Origin of the sequence: Streptomyces sp. NPDC127100 (assembly GCF_042724095.1) — a bacterium.
GTDB lineage: Bacteria > Actinomycetota > Actinomycetes > Streptomycetales > Streptomycetaceae > Streptomyces.
On record NZ_JBHXFL010000041.1, the window covers coordinates 6,133 to 27,656 of the forward strand.

Annotated in this window: 17 protein-coding genes; 7 read left to right on the forward strand and 10 right to left on the reverse strand. The window is 72.5% G+C overall.

Features of this window, described 5'->3' with window-relative positions; translation table 11 throughout:
* Positions 1-50: 50 nt before the first annotated feature.
* Positions 51-2,876, reverse strand: coding sequence for a glycoside hydrolase N-terminal domain-containing protein (locus tag ACFWJB_RS28305; RefSeq protein ID WP_386925691.1), 2,826 nt, complete (start codon positions 2,874-2,876; stop codon positions 51-53).
* A 217-nt stretch (positions 2,877-3,093) separates the two neighbouring features.
* Between ACFWJB_RS28305 and ACFWJB_RS28310 the strand changes: the two genes are divergently transcribed.
* A complete protein-coding gene (locus ACFWJB_RS28310; RefSeq protein ID WP_386925693.1) occupies positions 3,094-3,786 on the forward strand; it encodes a FadR/GntR family transcriptional regulator in 693 nt (230 codons plus the stop codon).
* A 23-nt stretch (positions 3,787-3,809) separates the two neighbouring features.
* Here ACFWJB_RS28310 and ACFWJB_RS28315 read toward each other — a convergent pair whose 3' ends face one another.
* The 7 genes from ACFWJB_RS28315 to ACFWJB_RS28345 form a co-directional block, all read right to left on the reverse strand.
* Positions 3,810-5,153 (reverse strand): alpha-L-fucosidase, encoded by a 1,344-nt coding sequence (locus ACFWJB_RS28315; RefSeq protein WP_386925695.1) that lies wholly within the window; start codon positions 5,151-5,153, stop codon positions 3,810-3,812.
* 74 nt (positions 5,154-5,227) lie between these two features.
* Positions 5,228-6,079 (reverse strand): amidohydrolase family protein, encoded by an 852-nt coding sequence (locus ACFWJB_RS28320; RefSeq protein ID WP_386925697.1) that lies wholly within the window; start codon positions 6,077-6,079, stop codon positions 5,228-5,230.
* Complete coding sequence (locus ACFWJB_RS28325; protein ID WP_386925699.1) at positions 6,076-6,387, reverse strand: L-rhamnose mutarotase; 312 nt, start codon at positions 6,385-6,387, stop codon at positions 6,076-6,078. The genes ACFWJB_RS28320 and ACFWJB_RS28325 overlap by 4 nt, the downstream gene beginning before the upstream one ends.
* Positions 6,384-7,409 (reverse strand): aldo/keto reductase, encoded by a 1,026-nt coding sequence (locus ACFWJB_RS28330; RefSeq protein ID WP_386925701.1) that lies wholly within the window; start codon positions 7,407-7,409, stop codon positions 6,384-6,386. The genes ACFWJB_RS28325 and ACFWJB_RS28330 overlap by 4 nt, the downstream gene beginning before the upstream one ends.
* Positions 7,406-8,167 carry an SDR family NAD(P)-dependent oxidoreductase gene (locus ACFWJB_RS28335; protein ID WP_385469572.1) on the reverse strand — a complete coding sequence of 254 codons (762 nt, stop codon included), beginning with the start codon at positions 8,165-8,167 and terminating at the stop codon, positions 7,406-7,408. The genes ACFWJB_RS28330 and ACFWJB_RS28335 overlap by 4 nt, the downstream gene beginning before the upstream one ends.
* Positions 8,164-9,549 (reverse strand): L-fuconate dehydratase, encoded by a 1,386-nt coding sequence (locus ACFWJB_RS28340; RefSeq protein ID WP_386925703.1) that lies wholly within the window; start codon positions 9,547-9,549, stop codon positions 8,164-8,166. Before ACFWJB_RS28340 ends, ACFWJB_RS28335 begins: the two co-directional genes overlap by 4 nt.
* An 11-nt stretch (positions 9,550-9,560) precedes the next feature.
* Positions 9,561-10,412 carry a fumarylacetoacetate hydrolase family protein gene (locus ACFWJB_RS28345; protein ID WP_386925705.1) on the reverse strand — a complete coding sequence of 284 codons (852 nt, stop codon included), beginning with the start codon at positions 10,410-10,412 and terminating at the stop codon, positions 9,561-9,563.
* A gap of 432 nt (positions 10,413-10,844) precedes the next feature.
* On the opposite strand from ACFWJB_RS28345, the gene ACFWJB_RS28350 reads away from it, so the two are divergent.
* The 4 genes from ACFWJB_RS28350 to ACFWJB_RS28365 all read left to right on the forward strand — a co-directional run bounded on the left by ACFWJB_RS28350 (position 10,845) and on the right by ACFWJB_RS28365 (position 15,371).
* Complete coding sequence (locus ACFWJB_RS28350; RefSeq protein WP_386925707.1) at positions 10,845-11,888, forward strand: sugar ABC transporter substrate-binding protein; 1,044 nt, start codon at positions 10,845-10,847, stop codon at positions 11,886-11,888.
* 98 nt (positions 11,889-11,986) lie between these two features.
* Positions 11,987-13,543: a sugar ABC transporter ATP-binding protein gene (locus tag ACFWJB_RS28355; protein ID WP_386925709.1), complete on the forward strand. Its 1,557-nt coding sequence runs from the start codon at positions 11,987-11,989 to the stop codon at positions 13,541-13,543.
* A complete protein-coding gene (locus ACFWJB_RS28360; protein ID WP_385469560.1) occupies positions 13,527-14,558 on the forward strand; it encodes an ABC transporter permease in 1,032 nt (343 codons plus the stop codon). Before ACFWJB_RS28355 ends, ACFWJB_RS28360 begins: the two co-directional genes overlap by 17 nt.
* Before the next feature lie 126 nt (positions 14,559-14,684).
* Positions 14,685-15,371 carry a carbonic anhydrase gene (locus tag ACFWJB_RS28365; RefSeq protein ID WP_386925712.1) on the forward strand — a complete coding sequence of 229 codons (687 nt, stop codon included), beginning with the start codon at positions 14,685-14,687 and terminating at the stop codon, positions 15,369-15,371.
* Between the two features lie 27 nt (positions 15,372-15,398).
* On the opposite strand, the gene ACFWJB_RS28370 is transcribed toward ACFWJB_RS28365, so the two are convergent.
* Positions 15,399-16,094: a GNAT family N-acetyltransferase gene (locus tag ACFWJB_RS28370; protein ID WP_386925714.1), complete on the reverse strand. Its 696-nt coding sequence runs from the start codon at positions 16,092-16,094 to the stop codon at positions 15,399-15,401.
* Positions 16,095-16,383: 289 nt separating this feature from the next.
* Entirely contained in the window at positions 16,384-19,128 is a 2,745-nt protein-coding gene (locus tag ACFWJB_RS28375; protein ID WP_386925716.1) for a hypothetical protein, read from the reverse strand.
* 257 nt (positions 19,129-19,385) lie between these two features.
* Between ACFWJB_RS28375 and ACFWJB_RS28380 the strand changes: the two genes are divergently transcribed.
* Together ACFWJB_RS28380 and ACFWJB_RS28385 are read left to right on the forward strand one after the other, a co-directional pair.
* Positions 19,386-20,000, forward strand: coding sequence for a helix-turn-helix domain-containing protein (locus ACFWJB_RS28380; protein WP_385464891.1), 615 nt, complete (start codon positions 19,386-19,388; stop codon positions 19,998-20,000).
* 113 nt (positions 20,001-20,113) lie between these two features.
* The gene (locus tag ACFWJB_RS28385) at positions 20,114-21,403 is read left to right on the forward strand and encodes an MFS transporter (protein WP_385464894.1); all 1,290 of its coding nucleotides are present in this window, start codon (positions 20,114-20,116) and stop codon (positions 21,401-21,403) included.
* Positions 21,404-21,524: the final 121 nt, after the last annotated feature.

Sequence of the window (21,524 nt, forward strand, 5' to 3'; positions counted from 1 at the left end):
CCACGGGGCCATGCCCCGTGGCCCGGCGGCACGGCCGTCGCACCGGCCGGTCAGGCCGACACGATCCGCCACTGCTGGCCGGCACCGCCGTCGGCGGTCTGCTGCTCCACCGTCGCGAGGTTCGCCGTGGAGTCGCCGGTGACGCCGAGTACCTTGCCGCTGCGGACCGATGCGACGGTCACGTGTCCGTCGGCCGCCGCGGACAGCCGCCACCGCTGGTTGGTGGCGTGGGTGGACGCCCACTGGGTCAGCCGGGCCCCGTCGGCGGTGGATCCGCCGGCGATGTCCCAGTACAGGGGGTCGGCCAGATGGGTGGTCCGCACCTCGTAGAGCCCGCCGCCGACGGGGACGAACCGGAACCGCTGGTTGGCGGCGCCGCTCGGCGTGTACTGGACCAGCTCCCGGCCGGCCGTGCCCGAGGCTCCGGGGACGTCGATCGCCTTGCCGCTCAGCCGGTTCACGAGCTGGACCGGACCGGGGGTCACGGTGACCGATCCGGCCGCCGGTATCGTCACGGCCCGGCTCCAGGCGCCGGCCACCACGGTGGTCCGGGTGCCGGGCCGGCCGTGCACGGTGGCCGAGGTGACCTGGCCCGACGACCAGTCGACGTCGACCGTGCAGCCGCCGCGCACGCCCACGCCGGTCACCGAGCCGGAGGCGGCCCACGCGGCGGGCAGCGCCGGCAGCAGCTCGACCCGGCCGGGCCGCGACTGCACCAGCATCTCGAGCATGGCGGCCGGCGTCCCGAAGTTGGCGTCGATCTGAAAGGTCGCCCGGCTGCCGAGGTCGTACATGTCGAAGAGGTTGATCGCGCTGCCGTTGCTGTGACCGACCGACGGCCTCATCACGGTGGTGACCAAGCGGTAGGCCCTGTCCGCGTCCTTGAGCCGTGCCCAGCACAGGGCGCGCCAGGCGCAGGCCCAGCCGTAGCTCTCCATCCCCCGCGCGGCGAGCAGGGCGGTGACGCCCTCGATCAGCTCCCGGGGCGACTCCCCGAGGCCGATCCGGTCGCCGGGGAACAGGCCCACCAGCGGGGACAGGTGGCGGTGCGTGGTCTCGCCCAGGTCGGCGTCCGTCATCCACTCCTCCAGCCGGCCCGTGGTGGCGCTGACCCGGGGCAGGTACAGGCGCTCCTGCAGTGCGGCGACCGTGGCGGCGTATCCGGCGTCCAGGTCCAGGGCCGCCGCGGCCTCGCGGTAGTTCCGGAACAGCTGCCGAACCAGTTCCTGGGCGTAGGTGATACCGCGGGCGTCGGTCGGCCCGTGCTCCGGCGACCAGTCGTGGTCGTCGACCAGGACCTGGCGCGTCCCGCCGGGCGCGTCCGGATCGGGGACCGTCGTCGTGATCAGGCGTGCCTCCCAGAACTGGCAGGCGCCCTTGAGCATCGGGTAGATGCGGCGCAGGTGGCCGGTGTCCCGGGTGTACTCGTAGTGCTCGTACAGGGAGTTGCAGATCCAGGCGTTGCCGGCCGGATGCCACCACCAGCCGTTGCCGCCCCAGACGTTGGTGGAGATCGCCACCGTCCAGCCGGCTGCCTTCCCGGAGGTGTTGCGGAAGCCGTTGCGCGGGTCCTGGAAGAGGTTCCGCGTCGTGGCCGTCCAGCCCGGCAACTGCGCGAGGCAGTAGTCGGTGAAGGCGTCGAAGCACTCCGGCAGCCCGGCCCTGTCGGGCAGCCAGTAGTTCATCTGGACGTTGATGTCGGTGTGGTAGTCGGCCATGCAGTCCGGGTTGTTGCGGTCCACCCACAGGCCCTGGAGGTTGGTCGGCAGACTGCCGCGTGAGCCGCAGATCGTCAGGTAGCGGCCGAACTGGAGGTAGGCCGCCTCGAGTTCGGGGTCCGGAGCGGATCCGGCGGCCCGGGCGGCGAGCCGTTCGGGGGTGTCCATCGCACGCTGGGCCGGTGTCGAGGCGCCGAAGTCGAGCGTCATCCGCCGCTGAAGTCGCCGGTAGTCGGCGGTGTGCGTGGCCAGGAGGGCGGTGCCCGCGACGGAGGCGGCGTCGTCCGCCTTCGTCCGGGCGACGGACAGGGGGTCGATGCCGGTGTCGCGGTAGCCGGCGGCGTGGTCGGCCTTGTAGTCGGTCCCGCCGGAGACGACCAGGACCACCTCGGAGCAGTCGGTGAAGGTCACCCTGGTGCCGGAGGCCGAGAGCGTGCCGCCCGTGCCCGCAGCCCCGACCACGGCGGCGTAACGGAGGGAGTTGGCGAGTGCGGCGCCGAAGGAGACCCGGGCGGCCCCCGCCTCGGCGGTGACGGCCTCGCCGCGGGTGCCCGTCAGAGTCAGCGAGCCGGTGTACGAGCCCCCGCCGCTCTGGCCGAGCCGGATCACGATCACGTCGTCCGGCACGCTCGCGTACACCTCGCGGGTGTACGTCGTGCCGCCTCGTGTGTACGAGGCGGTGATCAGGCCGTTGCTGAGATCGAGTGTCCGGCGGTAGCCGCTGATCGCCTCGCGCGTGTGCGCCGGAAGATCCAGGTACGCCTTGGCCAGCAGCCCGAACGTACCGAAGTCACCGGCGCCGTACGGGAACTGGCCCCCGGAGTCCAGCGCGGCGTTGGCGTGGCCCGTCCACAGGGTGGCGTCGGTCAGGTAGAACGTGTCGTGCGCGGGATCGCCCGTCGTCAGGGCACCGAGTCTGCCGTTGCCGATCGGCAGGCCCTGCTCGATGATCGCGCCCTCGGTGCCGGGCGCGGAGTACGGCAGCAGGACGGCCCGGTCCGCCGGCACCAGGGACAGCGGCGGCCGGGGCACGGCCGCCGCGCGCGGAATGAACTCCGGCAGCGCGGACAGGGCGAGCAGCGCACCTGACGCGGTCGCGCCGCGCAGCACGGCGCGACGCGACGGGTCGGCGGGAAGGGCGTGGTCGGGTTCGGGCATGGGTCCGTCCGTCCTTGGGATGGCCTTCACCGGTCGCTACAAATCCGGCGATACATCGGATGAATGTGTGTCACGATAGAGAGGAAGCGCGCTCAGGGACAGGGTTGTGACATGGTTACGTGCCACACATGGGATGTATCCGGGGTGACGTCGATGTCGGGATGGGTAATCCAATCATCCGACGTATAGTCGTCACCGGGGGTATGAGGAGGTCACAATGCCAGTCACCGACGAGGCGATCGAGAAGATCAAGGCGATGATCGTCGACGGCGAGCTGCGCCCGGGGGAGCGGCTGCCCAAGGAGTCCGACCTGGCCGGGCGGCTGGGGTTGTCGCGCAACTCCCTGCGCGAGGCGGTCAAGGCCCTCTCGCTGATCCGGGTGCTCGACGTGCGGCAGGGCGACGGGACGTACGTCACCAGCCTGGAGCCCGGCCTGCTGCTGGACGCGCTCGGCTTCGTCGTCGACTTCCACCACGACGACACGGTGCTGGACTTCCTCGAGGTCCGCAGGATCCTGGAGCCGGCCGCAGCGGCGATGGCCGCGGCGGCCATGCCGGACGAGGGCGTCGCCGCGCTGGAGAAGGTGCTGGACCGCCTTCCGCGGGAGGCGTCGCTGGAGGAACTCATCGCCAACGACCTCGAGTTCCACCGCCTGATCGCCTCCGGTTCCGGCAACCCGGTGCTCTGCTCGCTGATCGACGGGCTCTCCGGTCCGACCACACGGGCGCGGGTCTGGCGCGGGCTGACCGAGGAGGGCGCGGTGGAGCGCACCCGTGACCAGCACCGGGCCATCCACGAGGCCGTCGCCGACCGGAACCCGGAGCTGGCCCGGTCGTGGATGACGGTGCACGTCGCGGGTGTCGAGCAGTGGCTGCGCGGCACCCTCGGGGGTGACGAACCCGCGCTCTGAGGGCGCGTCGGCGGAAGCGGTCCTCAGGCGGTGCCGAGCGGGACTTCGACCGCCACGACGTGCGGGTCGGGTCCGGCCGGCACGTCCAGGGTGATGTCGTGCCCGTTCCCGGTGACGCGCAGGGTGCTGGGGACGGCGGCCCCGTCCGGGTACAGGCCGATCGCGTGCACCGTCCCCGGATCACCGGCCGGGGAGGTGAGATGCCATTCCAGGCTGCCGTCCGCCGTGAGGCCGGGGTCGGCGGGCCGGGACCCGTAGACCGCGTGCCCGATGGTGCCGAGGATCGCGCCGAGCTCGCGCATGCGCTCGGCGACATGACGGGAGACGCGTCCGGTGGCGTCGGGGCCGACGCCGATCAGGTAGTTGCCGCCGCGGGCGACGATCCGCACCAGATTGGCGGCGATCTCCCCGATCGGCTTGGCCGGATCGTCGGGAGCCTCCGAGCACCAGCTCCGGGTCATGGTGATGCAGGACTCCCACGGGTGGTCGAGCCGGGTGTCCGGCAGCTCCTGCTCGGGGGTGCGGTAGTTCTCGTTGGGTCCGTGGACCTCGCGGTCGACGACCAGGATGTCCGGCTGCAGCGCGCGGGCGCGTTCGGCGATCGTGTCGATCCCGATCGGCTCCTCGGGCTCACGGACCCAGCCGGCGTCCAACCACAGCACGTTGAGGCGTCCGTAGCGGGTGAGGAGTTCCTCTATCTGGCGGTGGGTGAAGTCGACGAACGAGCGCCACTTCTCCGGCTTCTCGGTGATGTCATAGTTGTGGTACCTGTCGCGGATCGGACGCGCCCGGTCCCAGTAACCGGGGTGGTTCCAGTCGGCCTTGGAGAAGTAGACGCCGGTCTCCAGGCCTTCCGCACGGAACGCGTCGAACGTCTCGGCGACGATGTCGCGGCGCAGACCGCAGTCCTCCGCCGTGGACTTGAAGTTCGAGTGGTCCGTGTCGTACAGGGCGAAGCCGTCGTGGTGCTTCGAGGTGAGGACCAGGTAGCGCAGGCCGGCCCCGGCGCACATCCGCGCCCACTCGGCGGGGTCGTAGTCCTCGCCGCGGAAGGTCCGCGCCTGTCCCGCGTACCAGGTGTGGTACTCCGCGTCGGTGCCCGACCAGCCGGCGGGCGGATCGGTGAAGTCGCCCAGCCGCTCACGGTGCAGGGACCACGACTCGCCCTGCCCGATCGCGCTGTAGATGCCCCAGTGGATGATCACGCCGACCTTCAGGTCGCGCCAGTGCTCCAGCGCCGCGCGGGTGCGGGGGTCGGCCGGCCACTGGTACCCCGGGTCGGGCACGGCGGTGGGCGCACCGGCGGCCGTCAGGGTGCCCGCGGTGAAGCCGTGCTGTTCGCCGTGTCCGGCGGCCTGCTCTGTCATCGGCACTTCCTTCCTCTTCGATGCCCGGAAGCAGTATTTCGGGTGCCGACCCGGGGCGAACGCCACCGGTGGCCCTACAGCCCGTACACGCGGAGCGCGTTGCCGCCGAACACCGCGTCCTTCTCCGCGGGGGACAGTCCCGCCGTGAGCGCGTCCGCGATCCCGACGACCGTCGTGTAGTCCGCCCGCAGGGTGCAGACCGGCCAGTCGGACCCGAACAGCAGCCGCCGCGGACCGAACGCGTCCAGGGCGGTCCGCGCGTACGGTTCGAGGTCCTCGGTGCGCCACGCGCCGGGGGCGGTCTCGGTGACCAGGCCGGAGAGCTTGGCCACGGTGTTGGGCAGGGCGGCCAGGCGGCGCAGGTCCGAGGCCCAGGGTTCCAGCGCGCCCGTGGCGATCGGGGGCTTGCCGAGGTGGTCGAGGACGAAGGTCAGTCCGGTGAGCCGGGCCGCGGCCTCCACCGCGGCGGCCAGCTGGTGGGGCCTGACGACGAGGTCGTGGACCAGCCCGGCCGCGGCGACGGCGGTGAGCCCGCGCTGGACGTCCGGGCGCAGCAGCCAGCGCGGGTCCGGCTCCTCCTGCACCTGGTGGCGGATGCCGACCAGCCGGTCGCCGCCGGGCAGTTCGCGCAGTGCGGCGATCGCGTCGGCGACGTCCGGCGCGGTGAGGTCGGTCCATCCGACGACCCCCGCGACCAGGCCGTCCCCGGCGGCGAGCGCCAGCAGTTCGGGCGTCTCCTCGGGTACGCACACGGTCTGTACGACGACCGTGCCGGACACGCCCGCCGCCCGTGCCTCGGCGGCGAGGTCGGCGGCCGAGAAGGACCGGGCGAGCGGGGCGAGGGCGTCGCCCGTGATCCATGGCTGCGGCCGGGCCGTGAGGTCCCAGACGTGATGGTGCGCGTCGATGATCAGCCGGTCGCTCACAGCTCCCACACCACCGGGAGTCCCGCCCCGGCGCCGTCCTCGGAGTAGTCGTGGACGACGTCGAGGAGGTCGGCCATGCGCGCCTGCCAGGCCACGTTGACCGGGAGGTGTTCCAGCTCCGCGAGCAACCGGGCGTAGTCCTCGCACTCCAGCAGGTGGAACAGCTCGCGGCCGCTGCGCCAGATGGTCCACGAGGTGACGCCCGCGGCCCGGACGGCGGCGGTGAGTTCGGCCGGCACCTCTAGGTGGGCGGCCTCGTACCGCGCGACGCGGTCCACGCGTACGCGGGTGTGCAGGGCGACCCTCATGGCTGCTCCGGGTGGACGGGGGCGAGCGGGGGGAGCCGGGGGGTGGGTACGTCGGCGGGGAGCAGGCCGCGCTCCTTGAGGTCCGACCACAGCGCGTCGGGGACCGGGTGGCCGAGCAGGGTGGCCGCGTCCCGGACCTCCGCCGCGCTGCGGGCTCCGGTGAGGACGCTCGTGACGGCGGGGGACCCGAACGGGAAGTGCAGGGCGGCGGCGCGCAGCGGCACCCCGTGCCGCTCGCAGACCGTCTGCAGCTCCAGCGCCCGGGACAGCGCGTCGAGGCGCGCCGGTGCGTAGTCGAAGGTGGCCCCGGGGCGCGGGTCGGCGAGCAGACCGGAGTTGAAGACGCCTCCGACCACGACGCCGACGCCCCGCTCGGCGGCGAGCGGCAGCAGCTCGACGAGCCCGGACTGGTCCAGGAGCGTGTAACGGCCCGCCAGCAGGACGGCGTCGACGTCGGTCTCGCGGACCAAATGGGCCAGCGGACCGGCGTGGTTCATGCCGGCGCCGATCGCCCCGACCACCCCTTCGTCGCGCATCCGCTCCAGTTCCGGATACGCCTGCTCCAGTGCCTGCTCGAGGTGGTCGTCGGGGTCGTGGAGGTAGGCGATGTCGATCCGGTCCAGACCGAGCCGCTCCAGGCTCTCCTCGATCGACCGGCGCACACCGCGGGCGCTGAAGTCCCAGCGCCGGCGGTGGGTGGCGGGGACGGCGAAGCCGTGGGCGAGGTCGTCACCGACGGCCGACGGGGCCGGCTCCAGGATGCGGCCGACCTTGGTGGACACGGCGAACTCGTGGCGCGGCCGCGCGCGCAGGGCGGCGCCCAGGCGGCGCTCGGACAGGCCGAGACCGTAGTGCGGGGCGGTGTCGAAGTACCGGACGCCCGCCTCCCAGGCGGAGTCGACGGCCCGTGTGGCCTCGTCGTCGGTGACGGGGGTGAACAGGTTGCCGATGCCCGCCGCGCCGAAGGCCAGCGTGCCGACCCGTACGGCGCTCCGCCCGAGCCGGTGCGGACGCGGTGTCACGACCGCGGCTCCGGTCGCAGCCGCAGTCCGGCCATGCCGCCGTCGACCGCGAGGGCGGTGCCGGTGGTGCTGCCGGCGGCGGGGGAGGCGAGGTGGACGATGGCGTGGGCCACCTCCTGAGCGGTCACCAGGCGCCCGGTGGGCTGGCGGCCGTCGAGTGCGGCGCGTTCGGCGGCCGGGTCGGCTGCGGCGTCGAGCAGGCGGCCGACCCAGGGCGTGTCGACGGTGCCGGGGTTGACGCAGTTGACCCGGATGCCCTCGCGGACGTGGTCGGCGGCCATGGCCAGGGTGAGGGACAGGACCGCCCCCTTGCTGGCCGAGTACAGGGCGCGCTGCGGCAGTCCCGCGGTGGCGGCGACGGAACAGGTGTTGACGACGGAGGCGACGGAGGAACGGCGCAGGTAGGGCAGGGCGGCCCGGGTGGTGCGGACGATGCCGAGGACGTTGACGTCCAGCACGCGGTGCCACTCCTCGTCCGCGTTGTCCTCCACGGTCCCGGCGGCGCCGATACCGGCGTTGTTGACCAGGATGTCGATCCCGCCGAGTGCTTCGGCGGCCTCCTCGACGGCGGCGCGGACGGCGCGGTCGTCGGTGACGTCGGCCTTGAAGCCGCGCAGGGGAGCGGGCACACCGCCCGGATCGCGGTCCAGGACGGCGACGTCCGCGCCGTGCTCGGCGAGCAGCCGCGCGGTGGCGAGGCCGATGCCGGAGGCGCCGCCGGTGACGACGGCGGTGAGTGAGGCGAGAGCGGTCGTCATGCGGGGACCTCCGTGTCCTGACCGGGTGCGTCGGCGGCCGCCGTGCCCGTGCCCGCCGTGGCGGCCCGCGCCGCGTCGGCGACCCAGAACGAGCCGTGCGGATAGGTGTACGTGTCGATACTCGCCTGCTTCATGGCGGCCGAGAAGCCGGGCGCGGCGGGGGGCCGGTAGTGACCGTCGGCGATCACCACCGGGTCGAGGAAGTGCTGATGGAGGTGGTCGACGTACTCGATGACGCGGTTCTCGGTGGTGCCGGTGAGGGCCACGTAGTCGAACATCGAGAAGTGCTGCACGAGTTCGCACAGACCGACGCCGCCGGCGTGCGGGCAGACCGGCACGCCGAACTTCGCGGCGAGCAGCAGGACGGCGAGGTTCTCGTTGACGCCGGCCACGCGTGCGGAGTCGAGCTGGAGGACGTCGACGGCGCCCGCCTGGAGGAGCTGCTTGAAGACGATGCGGTTCTGCACGTGCTCGCCGGTGGCGACCTTGACGGGGTGCACGCCGCGCCGGATGGCGGCGTGGCCGAGGATGTCGTCGGGACTGGTGGGTTCCTCGATCCAGTACGGGTCGAACTCCGCGAGCGCCCGGGTCCAGGCTACGGCCTCGTCGACACCCCAGCGCTGGTTGGCGTCGATGGCCATCCGGAAGCCGGGGCCCACGGCCTCGCGGGCCGCGCGGCAGCGGCGGATGTCGTCGTCGAGGTCGGCGCCGACCTTGAGCTTGATCTGGGTGAATCCCTCGGCGACGGCCCGCTCGGCGAGGCGGGTGAGCTTCTCGTCGGAGTAGCCGAGCCAGCCCGGCGAGGTGGTGTAGGCGGGGTAGCCGCGGCGCAGCAGCTCGGCGGTCCGGTCGCCGGCGCCCTGCCTGCCTCTGCGCAGGAGCTCCAGGGCCTCGTCGGGAGTCAGGGCGTCGGTGAGGTAGCGGAAGTCGACCTGGGAGACGAGCCAGGCGGGGTCGGCGTCGGCGAGGAACCGCCAGAGCGGCTTGCCCTCGCGCTTGGCCGCCAGGTCCCAGACGGCGTTGACGACGGCGCCGATGGCCATGTGCATCACGCCCTTCTCCGGCCCCAGCCAGCGCAGCTGACTGTCGCCGATCAGGTCGCGGTAGAGCGTGCCGGGGTCGGCGGACAGTCCGGCGACGGACCGTCCGACGACGTGCTCGCGCAGCGCGTCGACGGCCGCGACCTGGACGTCGTTGCCGCGGCCGATGGTGAAGGTGAAGCCGTGGCCCTCGTGGCCGCCCTCCGTGGTGCGCAGGACGACGTAGGCGGCGGAGTAGTCGGGGTCGGGATTCATCGCGTCGGACCCGTCCAGTTCCCGTGAGGTCGGGAAGCGGATGTCGTAGGTGTCGACGGCGGCGATCCGCGCGGCGGTTGCGGACAACTCGGTGCCTTTCACGCGTTGATGAGCTGCTGGTGCTGGGTGCCGAGTCCGTCGATGGACAGTTCGACGACGTCGCCCGCGCGCAGATAGGGGGTGCCGGGCAGGCCGAGGGCCACGCCGGCCGGGGTGCCGGTGTTGATGACGTCGCCGGGGCGCAGCACCATGTACTGGCTGAGGTACCAGACGAGGTACGCGGCTTCGAAGACCATGTCCTTGGTGTTGCCGTCCTGGCGCACCTCGCCGTTGACGCTGAGGCGCAGGCCGAGCCGCTGCGGGTCGCCCGCCTCGTCGGGGGTCACGAGCCAGGGGCCCAGCGGGTTGAAGGTCTCGCAGGACTTGCCGAGGTCCCACTGTCCGGAGTACTCGAGCTGGAACTCCCGCTCGGAGACGTCGTGACTGACCGCGTAGCCGGCGATGTGACCGGCCGCTTCGGCGGGGCCGGTCAGATAGCGGGCCTCGGCGCCGATGACGACGGCGAGTTCGACCTCCCAGTCGGTCTTCACCGAGCCGCGGGGGATGCGCACCGGGTCGTGGGGGCCGACGACGGTGGACGGGTCCTTCATGAAGACCACCGGCCGCTCGGGGACGGCCGCGCCGGTCTCCTCGGCGTGGTCACGGTAGTTGAGACCGACGCACACGACCTTGCCGGGGCGGGCGACGGGAGCGCCGACCCGCCGGCCGGCCGTGTCGAGGCGCGGCAGCGATCCCCCGGCCAGTTCCTCCCTGACCCGGTCCATGCCGCCGGAGGCGAGGAACGTGCCGTCGATGTCGGCGGTGACACCCGTCAGCGAGAAGGCGACGCCGTCCTCGCCGAGGACCGCCGGCGTCTCCCGCCCCGGGTCCCCGACTCGCAACAGCCTCATGTTCGTCTCCTGTCGTCGCTTGTGGAGGCCGAGGTCCTCCGTCGATCAATACATCGGATGACTCTCCGGGGGCGACCATACGAGCGACCGACGACCATCCGCAAGGAGACCTCCGACCTTTCCGGTCTCGTCTGATGGCCATTTGAGGTAGTTCAGTGAGGTTTGCGCTGCTCGGTCGCCACCGTCGACGCGTCGACGCAGTCTGGACGTCACGATTGAGATTTGTCTGACGTCTCCTCTTGTCAGCCCAAGTTTCCGGCTCGTAAGGTCCTCGATGCCGCAAGCCATCCGATGACTTCGGGGGCGCGCTTCGTGACAGGTTCTCGGCAGTCGTCGGCGGGGGAGCGCGCCACCCCGTCCGCCGGTCCGCCGACCCGGCTCCCACTCACCTCGGCCGAGGCACCGGCCGTCCCACCCAAGGAGATCAGCACGATGAAGCCTCGCTCCTCCAGAATCGCGGCCGCGGCCGCCACGGTGGCCGTCCTGGCGGGCTTCACCACGGCCTGCAACCGTGACAGCGACTCGGCCGCGGGTGGCGGCGCGCCGAAGATCGGCATCGACCTGCCCCGCGCCGACTCCGACTTCTGGAACTCCTACGCCCAGTACGTCGAGCGGGAGACCAGCGCCCAGGGAGTGAACACCCTGCCGGTGAGCAACTCCCAGAACGACGTGACCAAGGTGGTCGCCAACGTCAAGGTCTTCCAGAACACCGGCGCGAAGGCCGTCGTGATGGCCCCGCAGGACACCGGCGCCATCGCCTCCACCCTGGACCAGCTCGCCGCCAGGAAGATTCCGGTGATCAGCGTCGACACCCGTCCCGACAAGGGCGACGTCTACATGGTGGTCCGCGCCGACAACAAGGCGTACGGCACCAAGGCGTGCGAGTACCTCGGCGCGCAGCTCGGCGGCAAGGGCAAGGTGGCGGAACTCCAGGGCGCCCTCAGCTCCATCAACGGCCGTGACCGCTCCGAGGCGTTCGCCGCCTGCATGGAGGAGAAGTTCCCCGGGATCGACGTGATCGAGCTGGCCACCGACTGGAAGGGCGACGTCGCCTCCGCCAAGCTCCAGTCCACCCTGGCCGCCCACCCCGACCTCAACGGCATCTACATGCAGGCCGGTGGTGTCTTCCTGCAGCCCACCCTCTCCCTGCTCAAGCAGAAGGGCCTGCTCAAGCCCGCCGGCCGGCCCGGCCACATCACGATCATCTCCAACGACGGCATCCCGCAGGAGTTCGACGCCATCCGCCAGGGGCACATCGACGCCACGATCTCCCAACCCGCCGACCTCTACGCGAAGTACGCGGTGCACTACGCGAAGGCCGCCGCCGAGGGCAAGACCTTCGAGCCCGGTCCCACCGACCACGGTTCGACCGTCATCGAGCTGCCCAACGGCCTCGAGGACCAGCTCCCCGCCCCGCTGGTGACCAAGGAGAACGTCGACGACACGGCCCTGTGGGGCAACAACGTCGGCAAGTAGCCCCCTGAGCACCTCGTGAGCGGCGGCCCCGGAAGCACCTTCCCGCACACCCTCCGGGACCGTGTCCGCCAGCCCCTCCGCGGAAAGGACCACCCGCCATGGCGAACCCCAGCCCCGCCCGGGGCCCCGTCGTCGAGGCCGACGGAATCAGCAAACACTTCGGCGCCACCGTCGCGCTCAGCGACGCCCGGCTCTCGGTCGCGCCCGGCGACGCACACGCCCTGGTCGGCCGCAACGGCGCGGGCAAGTCCACCCTCGTCTCGATCCTCACCGGCCTGCAGAGCCCCGACACCGGCACCCTGCGCTTCGACGGCGAGCCGGCCCCGGCACCCGGCGACACCGAGGCCTGGCGGGCCAAGGTCGCCTGCGTCTACCAGCGCTCCACCGTCATCCCGGCCCTCACCGTCGCCGAGAACCTCTTCCTGGACCGGCAGAGCGCCGGCGCGCTGCGCCCGATCGGCTGGAAGCGACTGCGCCTGCGGGCCGCCGAACTGCTCGCCGAGTACGGCGTGGACGTCGACCCGACCGCACGCGCCATGGATCTGAGTGTCGAGCAACGCCAGTTCGTGGAGATCGCCCGGGCCCTGTCCTTCGGCGCCAGGTTCATCATCCTCGACGAACCCACCGCCAAGCTCGACGCCCGCGGCATCGACAGGCTCTTCGGCAAACTGCGCGCCCTCCAACGGCAGGGCGTCGCCTTCCTCTTCATCTCCCACCACCTCCAGGAGGTCTACGACCTCTGCACCACCGTCACGGTGTACCGGGATGCCCGGCATGTCGTCACCGCGCCGGTCGCCGCACTGGACCGGCACGCCCTGGTCGAGGCGATGACCGGGGAGAGCACGCTCGGCGTCGCGCCCGCCTGGTCCGTCACCGACGCCGCGCGCTCCGGCGGCGGACCGCTGCTCGAGGTCAACGGGCTGAGTCTGGACGGCGCGTACCAGGACGTCTCCGTGACCGCCCGCCCCGGTGAGGTGGTGGGGCTGGCCGGGGCCGCGGCCAGCGGCAACGTCCAGTTCGGCGAGACCCTCGCCGGCCTGCGCCGCCCGGGGGCCGGCACCGTCGCCGTCGCGGGCCGGCCCCTCCGCACGGGCCGGGTCCCCGCCTCGCTCGCGGCCGGCATCGGCTTCGTTCCGGAGGACCGGCACATCCAGGGCCTCGTCCCGCACCGCAGCGTCGCCGAGAATGCCACGCTGACCGTCACCGGCCAACTCGGCCCGTTCGGCACGGTGCTTCCCTCGCGGACCCGGGCCTTCGCCCAGCGGATGATCAGCGCCCTCGACATCAAGACCCCGGGCGCGACCACTCCGGTGTCCGCACTGTCCGGCGGCAACCAGCAGAAGGTCGTCGTCGCCCGCGCGCTCGCCACCGAGCCGCACGTCCTGGTCGCCGTCCGGCCGACCAACGGCGTCGACGTCAAGTCCAAGGAGTCCCTGCTCGGCACTGTCCGTGACGTCGCCGACGCCGGGAAGACCGCCCTGATCGTGTCCGACGAACTCGACGACCTGCGGGTCTGCGACCGCGTCCTGGCCATGTTCCACGGTCGGGTCGTCGCCGAGTTCGGGCCGGACTGGAGTGACGAACAACTGGTCGCCGCCATGGAGGGCATGGCCGACCCGACCGACACGAAGGACAGCCATGACCCCCACCACTGAGGTCCGCACCGAACCGGCCGCTGCCGTCCCGGCGCCCGCCGGGGCCCGCATCGACTTCGCCCGTTTCCGCGACCTGTCGCTGGTTCCGGTGCTGCTCGTCCTGTGCGTCATCGGGTTCGTGGTCTCGCCCGCCTTCCTGACGTCCGACAACCTGCTCGGCGTCGGACAGCAGGCCACCGAGCTGAGTCTGCTGGTCCTCGCCCAGGCCCTGATCCTGATCTGCGGCCGGATGGACCTCTCACTGGAGTCCACGATCGGCGTCGCCCCGGTCGTCGCCGTCTGGCTGGTCCTGCCCGACGAGGGTTCCCGCTTCCTCGGCCTCGGGCTGTTCCCCGGTTGGGCGGCCATCCCGTTGTGCCTGCTGGTCGGCGCGCTGATCGGCGTGATCAACGGCTTCCTCATCCTCAAGCTGCGGCTGAACGGCTTCATCGTCACCCTGGGCATGCTCACGCTGCTGCGCGGACTCCAGGTCGCCATCTCCGAGGGCCAGTCGATCGTCGACCTGCCCGGTTCCTTCACCTACCTCGGCCGAGCCTCCTGGCTCGGGGCGCCCGCCGGGATCTGGATCTGCGCGCTGCTCTTCCTGATCGGCGGCAGCGCGCTCGCCTGGCTGCGCCACGGCCGCGCCCTCTACGCGATCGGCGGCAACGCCGAGGCGGCCCGGGCGGCGGGCATCCGGGTCGACCGGATCGTGTGGGTCGTACTGATCGTCGGCAGCCTGCTCGCCGCCTTCGCCGGCATCCTCTACACCGGCCACTACGGGTCCATCTCCGCGGACCAGGGCAACGGCTGGATCTTCCAGGTCTTCGCCGCCACCGTCATCGGCGGTGTCAGCCTCAACGGTGGCCGCGGCACCCTGTTCGGCGCCCTCACCGGTGTGCTGACCCTCCAGCTCGTGGTCAACGTCATGACCCTGGCCGGCGTACCGCCGCTGTGGAACCAGTTCCTCAACGGCGCGATCATCATCGTCGCGCTGATCATCTCCCGCTTCGCCTCCGGCGAGAAGCAGGAATAGCGAGGGCGCGGCTGCTCATCGTCCCGAGACGGACCACGGGGCGGGGCCCGAACGCAGCACATCCGCTCCGACACGTCCCCCGCCCCAGCGCGCCGATGAGCCGGTCACGGCCGTAATCTGCGGCTCATGAACGACGACGCCACCCGTGCAACCCCCGCCACCCCAAGCGAAGCCCTCGACCTGCTCCTGGCCGGCAACCAGCGCTTCACCGCAGGCACGCCCCGGCACCCCAACCAGGACGCCGGCCGCCGCGCCGACACGGCGTCCGCGCAGCACCCGTACGCCGTACTGCTCGGATGCTCCGACTCCCGCCTGGCCGCCGAGATCATCTTCGACCAGGGACTGGGAGACCTGTTCGTCGTACGGACCGCGGGGCACACCGCCGGGCCGGAGATCCTCGGCAGCATCGAGTACGGAGTGAGCGTGCTGAGCTGTCCCCTGGTCGTGGTCCTCGGTCACGACGCCTGCGGTGCCGTCGCGGCCACCCGCGCGGCCGTGGAGAACGGAGCGACCACCCGCGGATACGTGCGCGACGTGATCGAACGGGTGACCCCCAGCGTGCTGGCGGCTCAGGCCGCGGGCGTGGCGGAGGACGACGGCTTCATCGCCACGCACGTCCGCAACACCGTCGACCTCATCATGGACCGCTCCCGTGAACTGACCGAACAGGTGGCCGCCGGGCGCACGGCGATCGTCGGCCTGACCTACCGCCTGGCCGAGGGCAGCGTGCGGCCGGTCATCTCCCACGGCGTGGAACTGCCACCGGCCCCGCCCACGGGCCCCGGCACCACCTCGGCACCGTCCAGCCGATGACCCGGTCGGCTCGCCCGCGACGAACCGTCAGGGGGTTCGGAAACCCCGGAAGGTCACCTGCCTGCGGGTCGTGAAGCCGAGGCGCTCGTACAGCGCGATCGCGCCGGTGTTGGTCTCGGCCACGTGCAGGAAGGGACGCTCGCCGCGTGCCAGGATGCGGGCGGCGAGCGCGGTGACCAGACGGGCGGCGTGTCCCCGCCCCCGTGCCTCGGGCGCGGTGCAGACGGCGCTGATCTCGGTCCAGCCCGGAGGACGGAGGCGCTCCCCGGCCATCGCCACCAAGGCGCCGTCGACCCGTACGCCCAGGTAGGTGCCGAGTTCGAGGGTGCGCGGCCAGAAGGGCCCCGGCTCGGTCCGCGCGACGAGACCGAGCATTTCGGGCACGCTGTCCGCGCCCAGTTCGACGACACCGTCCTCGGCCGGAGCGGGGTCGGGCACGCCGCCGGGCCAGACCATCTGACGGCCCTCGAGGCGGAACACCGGCTCCCAGTGGGGCGGCGGGAGGGCCGGACAGCTGAACAGGTCGGCGAAGGCCCCCGGTCCGAGCAGCCGGGCCAGGTCGGCCCAGTCCCGCGCGTCGGGGCCGGTGGACACGGCGGAGAAGGTCGCCACGTCCGTGACATAGGCGGCGGCCCGGCCGAGCCGCCGGGCGAGGTGCGCGTGCCGGCCACTCAGCGACCGGCCCACCGGGTCGTCGAGTACGGCGTCGTCGTCGTTCGTCATCCTGCTCAGTTCCTTCACCTGGTGGGCGCGCGAGCCGGCCGGCCCGGAACGCGGGCCCCCAGGGACGTCGCGCTCGGCACCCGCGATCACATCGCCGGACGGGGCACCGTCACGCGCGCACCTCGCCCCACTGTCGGGCGAGGTTACCTCGCCGCTGTTGCGGAGCCCGCCCGGCAGTCCTGCCGGCCAGGCGCGGCGGGCCGGTGACGAGGCGCGACCTCGTGAAGCGCGGGGCCCGGACGGACCGGGCCCCGCACCGGAGGGGGCTCACGACCCCCCTACATCGTGCTCACGGCTTGTCGAGCACCGTCCCCGTCAGCACCGGCCCGTCGGGCAGCGGCTCGGCGTGGCGGTCGGTCAGCGCCACGCGCATCGACTCGGCCGGTTCGGCCACCTGGTCATGGAGGGTCGGCACGGCGAAGTCCACGCTGGTACTCCCAGGAGGGATGTTCAGCCACACCCACAGGCTCGCGTCGGACAGCGGCCGCTCGGGGTCGGGCACGTCACCGGACCACTCCTGGAGCCACTGCGGGTCCACGTCCTTGGTGGACAGCTCCGCGCCCTCGGTGACCGGAAGGACCCGCACCGGCTGCCAGATGTCCACCGCCGTGGGCGCGTCCACGGACAACCGCCAGGTCAGCGTCTCTCCCTCGGTCACGCGGTCCGCGACCGGCGACAGGGTGATCGCCGGTTCGGGGTCGTCGTTCTCGACGGTGAGCCCGCCCCGGTGCTTGCCGACGACGGCGCCCCGGACGGCCTTGACGGCGATGTCGTGCGCCACGTCGTCACCGTAGACCGTGTCGCCCTCCACCTCGACCGGCACGTCGATCGCGTCGCTGCCGGGCCGTACGGTCACGAGTCGGTTCTCGGACCGGCCGCTGTCCGGGTCGAGGACGTACACGCGGACCTGCCCGCTGCCGTGCCCGGAGATCTCGACCGGGATCCGGTAGGTGCGGGTGCCCGAGTCGCCCTCCTCGACGATCGTGCGGCCCACGTCGACACGCGGCAGTGCGGCCGCCTTCACCGCCGGCATGCCGGGCGCCCAGCCCCAGGCGTCCATCAGCCAGGCCTGCCCGGACCGCGAACGGGGCGTCAGCTCAAGGGACTTGACCCGCCTGAGATCGAGCCCGGCCCGGGTCGCGGCCGACAACGGGACGCGCAGCTCCTGAGCCCAGTAGGAGGCCGTGTTCGCGGAGCCCGGGAGCCCGTCCGCCACGACCGAACCCAGCGTCGCCCGACGGTCGGAGGAGTCGGTGACGGACACGTCGAACCTCGTGCCGGTCGTGTTCGGCGGTACGAGGACCCGGAGGGCGAGCTTCTGGGAGTCGCGGAGGGAGAGCGGCTCGGCCGGAGTGATACGCGCGGCCGTGCCCGGCGCGGACCACTTAAGGTCCACCGCGCTGCGACCGGTCTCCTGGGACGTCTCCCACCACGCGAAGTGCGGCGACGATCCTGGAGTCTCCGGGTCCAGACAGGCCACGTCCGGGTCGGGGTCGATCGCCGAACACAGCCGGGCACCGGCCACCTTCGCCCCGCCGTCGGGCAGGAAACCACCGTCGCGGCGGCCGCCTACGGCGTGGGTCAGCACCCGGGCCGGGTCCGCGGACGGGGCCCGCTTGCCGGAACCGTCGAGCAGCGGACGCACCCGGTCGTCCCCGGCGAGGAAGAGCCGGGCCGCGGCGGCGATGTACGTGGCACCCGCCCTGTGCTGCTGGACAGCGGTGAGCCGGGTGGCGGCACCCGGCGTGCACACCGGGTCCGGCTGCTCCGGGTCGGTCGAGAAGTCGTCCCTGGCCGGCGCGACGGCTTCGCCCGGGGTCCACTCGCTGTTGAAGTAGTTGTGGTTGGCGCCGACCATGTAGACCGCGCTGTGCAGTGCGGTGCCCCGGCCGATCCCGCGCGTCCCGTCGACGAAGTTCTCGCCCTGCAGGTCGGACACGTCGCCGTCACAGCCCGGCAGCAGCGTCACGGACGGCACGTCGGCGACCGGATTCTGGCCGAAGATCGTCGGTCCGACGAGCACGGTCCCGCGCACCTTCCAGCGCACCGGGCCCCGGTAGCCGTCCTCGGCGGCCGGCGGCGGGTAGAGGCTGTCCATGGCTGCCCGGTTGACGCCCTCGCCACCGCGCGAGTGGCCGACGAGCAGGACACGGGAGAGATCCGCCCCGGCCGCCTCGCGTACGACGGCCGGGGCGGAGGAGCGATGGGCGGTCCAGCCGGCCCAGCGGGCGAGATGCTGCCGTACCAGTGAGGAACGCGCCTGTGCGCCGGCGTCCTCGGCCTGCCAGTCCTGGGCGTTGATGCCGTTCGCCGAGATCGACACCGTCACATAGCCCTGGGAGGCCAGCAGTTGCTGGTCGCGCAGGTAGCCCAGGTGGCTCGGTATCGGCTTGTAGCCGTCCGCACAGGGCCAGTCACCGGTGACGTCGTCCTCGGAGCCCGGCTTGTAGCAGGTGTCGTGGCGGCCGTGCAGGAAAAGCGCGAGCGGCCGGCTGCCGGCGGGACCCTTCGGCGCCACCACCTCGGCGGTCATCTCCACCGGGGTGTCGAATCCGGGCAGGCGCACCGGGTCGAGGTCGTACCCCCCGCTGACCGTGCGGTACGAGCCGGCCCTGCCCGGATCGACGCCGTTCGCCGGTGCCTGCGCGGGCCTCCGTGCCACGCGTGGGCCGGAGCTGTGCGTGCCGTCGGCCGCCGCGTCCAGCCGGCGTCCGGCGGCCGTCACTTGGAGCCCCGGTAACTGCTCGGGCCGCGTCTCGCCGAGGGCGAGCCGGAAGGTCCGGCCGTCCCTCGCCGGCCTCGGCACCCCGAGCAGCCGGTCCCCGGTACGGAACTCCACCCGCGCATCCCCCATGGGCACGGCCTTCGGCGCACGCCAGACCAGCTCACGCGCTCCGCCCGTCCCGTCGATCCGCCAACCCGGCGGAAGTGGGCTGTCACCCGTCGCGCTCAACAGCTGTGGCTCGTGCTCCTGTTGAGCCTGTGCCGGTCCGGACGAGCCCGCCAGGGCAGCCAGCACCGCCACGGCGCTCACGCATATTCGCCGGGCACCGATCAATGATCCACTCCTCGCATTCCCGTGCGCAGACGTCCCGTCGGTCCCGGGCGCCTCTCGCGTCACCTAGGACGGGGGAGGGGTGTCCGTGGGTTGTCCGTGAGGAGACGCCGATCGCGGCGAGCATGCGATCAAGCCAGTGCGGCTGACCGCTCCAGGAGCCGGTCCATCCGAAGCAAAGGAATCTTTGCACAGAAGTCTATGCACAGGATTCTTTGCCAACTAGCCTGGCAGCCATGGAACATCCCGAGCAGCCCTCCCAGGTCCAGCTGAACGCTCGCAACCTGCGGGGCGTCGCACATCCGCTGCGCGTGCGGATCCTGACGATCCTGCGGACGGAGGGGCCGGCCACGGCCACCACGCTCGCCCGGCGGCTCGACCAGAACACCGGCGCCACCAGCTACCACCTGCGCCAGCTCGCCGAGTACGGCTTCATCGTCGAGGCGCCGTCCCGCGGCGGCCGCCGTGAGCGCTGGTGGCAGGCGGCGCACGTCAACACGGTCGTCCCCGACGACTCGGTGCTGGCGGGCGGAGAGGGTCTCGGCATCGCCTACCTGCAGGCGCTCAGCAGGGTCTGGTCCGACGCGATGACGAACGCCGTCGAAGCGACCGCCTCGCTGCCGCCCGAGTGGCGCGAGGCCCAGGACTTCGGCGACTACGTGCTCACCCTCACCCCCGCCGAGGCCAAGGAGCTGTCGGCGGACCTCCACCGGCTGCTCCGCCGGCGCAACTCCGCACCGCGACCGGAGGGTTCACCACTGCCCGAGGGCGCGGCGCGGGTCGCCTTCCAGTTCCAGTTGTTCCCCACCAGTGCGGACCGGCACGTCTCCCACCCCCCGGACTCGGAGTGAGAAAGATGACCTCTCGGCACACGGCCGCCCAGCAGGCGGCGGACAGCGGTACACGCACGCCCTCCCCGGACGCCCCGGCCGACGGCCCCCGGGTCTTACGCGGACTGGTCGGCATGCTGTCGGCCTACGCGGCGGCCCTCTCGGCCAACCGGGTGCTGTCCATCGCCCTGCCCTGGTTCGTCCTGACGACGACCGGCAGCGTCGGCAAGACCGGTCTCGTCGCCTTCTGCCAGATCGTGCCGTACGTGGTGGCGCAGGCGCTGGCCGGGCCGATCATCGACCGGGTCGGCCCCAAGCGCATCAGCGTCGCCGGTGACGTGGCCTCCACCGTCGCGACGGCCACCGCCCCGTTGCTCTACTTCACGGGGAACCTGTCCTTCGGGCTGCTGCTGGCGCTGCTGGCCGTCGTCGGCGCGGCGGACGGCCCGGCCAACGGGGCCAAGGGGCTCTTCGTGCCGGCGGCGACCCGCGCGGCCCGGGTGCCGCTGGAGCGGGGGACCGGCCTGTCGGCGGCCGTCGAGCGGACCGCGACGACCATCGGACCGGCGGTCGCCGGCGTGGTCGTCGCCTCCTTCGGCAGCCTCTACGCCCTGTGGATCACCGCCTGCCTGTTCGCCGTGTCGGCGCTGATCGTCTCCACCACCCTCACCGACCCGGTGCCCGAGCCGCACGAGACGCCGGTCGAGGAGGCCGAGGGCTATCTCTCGCGGCTGCGCCAGGGCGCCGTGTTCCTGCGCGACGCCAAGCTGCTGCGGTCCATCGTGGGCATGCTCGCCTTCACCAACATGCTCGACCAGGCGTTCATGGCCGTGCTGCTGCCGGTCTGGGCGAAGGAGACGGGCAACGGCGCGGAAGCCGTGGGCCTGGTGGTCAGCGTCTTCGCCGCGACGTCGATCGTCTCCGCGCTCGTGGCCGCGGGAGTGGGCGAGCGGCTGCCCCGGCGTGCCGTCTACCTGATCGGCTTCACCATCGGTGGAGTCCCGCGTTTCGTGGCCATGGCCACGGGCGCGCCGCTGTGGCTGGTGCTCGCGGTGCTGGCGCTGGGCGGCCTGGGATCGGGCTTCGTCAATCCGATCATCGGGGCCGTGACGTACGAGCTGATCCCCACCCCGCTGCTGGGGCGCGTCAAGACGCTGGCACAGGCCGTCACCTGGGCGGGCATCCCCTTCGGTGGGCTCCTGGGCGCGGGACTGGTGACGCTGGCCGGCACCTCGGGCGCACTGTGGATCGTCGGCGGTCTTTACCTCGTCGCCATCGGCGTGCCGGCCCTGAACCGGGAGTGGACGCACATGCGCAAGCGGACGGTGCCCGACGCGAGCCCCGCCGGCACCCGGCACGAGAGCGGGAGCACGGCCGCCGCGGCCCCCGGCCCCGAAGCCGAGGTGGCCGAGGCGACCGTCTGAGCCGCGGTACGCGACCGGCGCCGGCCGGGCGGTCCACCGCCCGGCCGGCTGCCCGCTTCGAGCGCCGACCCGCCGGGGCGCACGGGCGGACGACCATTTCCCTGTCCCTCTCCCTGTCCTT